The sequence below is a fragment of the Geminicoccus flavidas genome, from assembly GCF_009806515.1.
Classification (GTDB): domain Bacteria; phylum Pseudomonadota; class Alphaproteobacteria; order Geminicoccales; family Geminicoccaceae; genus Geminicoccus; species Geminicoccus flavidus.
The window spans coordinates 1-2,594 of record NZ_WUJP01001048.1; the positions used below are offsets into that span (position 1 = coordinate 1).

A 2,594-nucleotide genomic window follows, 5' to 3' on the forward strand; every position below is an offset into this window, starting at 1 on the left:
AACAGGGCCAGCATCACCAGCGACCAGACGATCCGGTGCCCCAGCACCTCGACGCTCGTCACATGGTCCAGCGCCTTGAAGTAGAAGGGGTAGAGGCCCCACAGCGAATAGGCCGAAAGCCCCGCAAGGAACCCGATACGGTCGCTCGTCAAGGATCAGGTCCGGGGCTGCGCTCGGCCGGCTGGCCAGACTGGCGGGCGAGTGCCGCCCGAAGGGATGGTAGCGGCGGAGGGATTTGAACCCCCGACCCAAGGCTTATGAGTCCTTTGCTCTACCACTGAGCTACGCCGCCACACGGGCGTGGAGGTAGGGGCGGCCGGCGATCCTGTCAAGTTCGGGCTTCAGCCCGACCCATCGGTCGCTACTCGCCGCCGGCCGGCAGGGTCAGGGTGACCTGCAGGCCGCCCAGGCGGGCCCGGTCGAGCGTCATCCGGCCGCGGTGCAACTCGACCAGGTCGCCCACGATCGCCAGGCCCAGCCCGTCACCGGGCGTCTGCTGGTCCAGCCGGCCGCCCCTGCTGAGCGCACGCGCGCGATCCGCGTCGGGCAGCCCCGGGCCGTCATCGGCCACAACCAGCACCAGCCTGCCTTCGGTCAGGCGACCGGTCACCAGAATGCGGTGTCCGGCCCATTTCGCCGCGTTCTCCAGGAGGTTGCCCAGCATCTCCTCCAGATCCTCGCGAGCGCCGCCGAACCGCAGGCCAGGTGCGAGATCCAGCTCGAGCTGGAGGCCCCGCCGCTCCAGCAGCGGGCGCACGACCTGGACCAGCCCGGTCACCACCGGGGCTACTGCCACGACCTCGCCCGAGCGCAGCCTCGCCTGGGCCCGCGCCCGGGCCAAGCGCTGGTCGATGCGCCGCCGCATCCGCTCGACCTGGACCTGCAGCCGCTGCCCCAGCTCGGGATCGCCGCCCACGGCCAGGAGTTCAGCCTCGTGATTGAGGATGGTCAGCGGCGTCTTCAGGCCATGGGCCAGGTCGGCGGCATCCTGCTGGGCACGCTCCACTATCGCCCGGTTGTCGGCGAGCAGGCCGTTCAGCTCGTCCACCAGCGGCGCCAGCTCGCTCGGCACGTCGGCGCCGAGCCGCTCAGCCTCGCGCTTGCGGATGCGCGCGACCTCCAGGCCCAGGCGGTCCAGCGGCAAGAGGCCCAGCCGGATCGCGAGGAAGGCGGCCAGCAGGAGCAGCAGGCCCAGCAAGGCGAGGCTGGTGACCAGGAACCGAGTGAAGCTCGCGACATCGGCGATCAGGGGACCGATGCTGGCGGCCACCGCGATCCTTGCGTCGCCCGCCACGTCATAGGCGCGCACTCTGCGCTCGACCACCCGCACCGGGCCGGCACCGTCGGCCACCAGCTCATAGCTGGCGATCCCGTCTGCCCCGGCGGCCGGTTCGGCCGGCAGGTCAAGCTCGCTGTCCCAAAGCGAGCGGGAGCGCACCGCCCGGCCATCCGGGCCGATCACCACATAGTAGAGCCCGGAAAAGGGGGTAGCGAAGCGGGGGTCGCTCAAGGGGACGTCCAGCCGGGCGGCACCGTCCAGCGTGATCGCGAGGCGGCCGGTGATCTGGTCCAGATGGCGGACCAGCTCCTCCTCCAGCCGGCGCTCGGCCAGGTCGCGGAAGAACCATTGCAGGGCGAGCCCGGCTGCCAGCAGCGCCACCAAGATCCAGACCGCCGAGCCCAGGATCAGGCGGAGCTTGAGGGACCTGGCGGTCAACCGCCCGCCTCGTCGGCAACGATCAGGTAGCCCTGGCCGCGCCGGGTGCGGATCGCGTCCTCGCCGACCTTACGGCGCAGCCGGCCGACCAGCACCTCCAGCGTGTTGGATTCGCGCTCCTCGTGCTCGGCATAGAGCTGGTCCGCCAGCTCCTGGCGGCTCAGCACCCGCCCGGCATTCTGCATGAGCAGGTGGAGCAGCCGGTATTCCGCGGCGGTGAGCGCCACCGGCACCCCGTCCACCGCGACGGTGCGCGCCCGCGTATCGAGCTCGATGCCCCGGACCGTTAGCACCGCATGGGCATGGCCGTGCGCACGGCGGACCAGGGCGCGCACCCTGGCCACCAGCTCCTCGACCCGAAACGGCTTGCCCAGATAGTCGTCGGCACCGGCGTCGATACCCTCGACCCGCTCGCTCCAGCTGGCCCGGGCACTCACGATCAGGACCGGGGTGGTTCTGCCGGCAGCCCGCATCCGGCGCAGGAGGGACAGCCCGTCCAGGAGCGGCAGGCCCAGGTCCAGCACGATCGCAGCGAACTCCTCCTCAATGGCACGGAACAGGGCGTCTTCGCCGTCTTGCGCCTGCTCGGGCACGAAGCCGGCTGCGGCCAGTGCCTGCACGATCCTGGCCGCGATCGCCGCTTCGTCCTCGATCACCAGCACTTTCACCGCAACGGATCCCCTATCTGCCGCCACGGACGGGCACGCCGGTATGGGCGTCGGCCAGCACCCGGACCAGCTGCCCGTCCGGGCGCAGCACCTGGAACTGATAGAGCCAGCGCCCGTCCCGCTGGACGATGTCGGTCGCTACCACCTGGCCGCTGAGCTCCGGGCCCAGCCGCCGGACCACGTCCCACATCGGCAGGATGTCGCCCGAG

At 71.1% G+C, this 2,594-nt stretch carries 3 protein-coding genes and 1 tRNA gene; all 4 read right to left on the reverse strand.

Annotated elements, in window-relative coordinates; genetic code table 11:
- Positions 1–217: 217 nt before the first annotated feature.
- Positions 218–292, reverse strand: a tRNA-Met gene (locus EQG76_RS30065).
- 69 nt (positions 293–361) lie between these two features.
- Positions 362–1,717: a sensor histidine kinase gene (locus tag EQG76_RS30070; protein ID WP_159718921.1), complete on the reverse strand. Its 1,356-nt coding sequence runs from the start codon at positions 1,715–1,717 to the stop codon at positions 362–364.
- Positions 1,714–2,385 carry a response regulator transcription factor gene (locus EQG76_RS30075; protein WP_159718922.1) on the reverse strand — a complete coding sequence of 224 codons (672 nt, stop codon included), beginning with the start codon at positions 2,383–2,385 and terminating at the stop codon, positions 1,714–1,716. The genes EQG76_RS30070 and EQG76_RS30075 overlap by 4 nt, the downstream gene beginning before the upstream one ends.
- A gap of 13 nt (positions 2,386–2,398) precedes the next feature.
- On the reverse strand, positions 2,399–2,594 hold a 196-nt coding region (locus EQG76_RS30080; RefSeq protein ID WP_235031630.1), incomplete at its 5' end, for a PepSY domain-containing protein.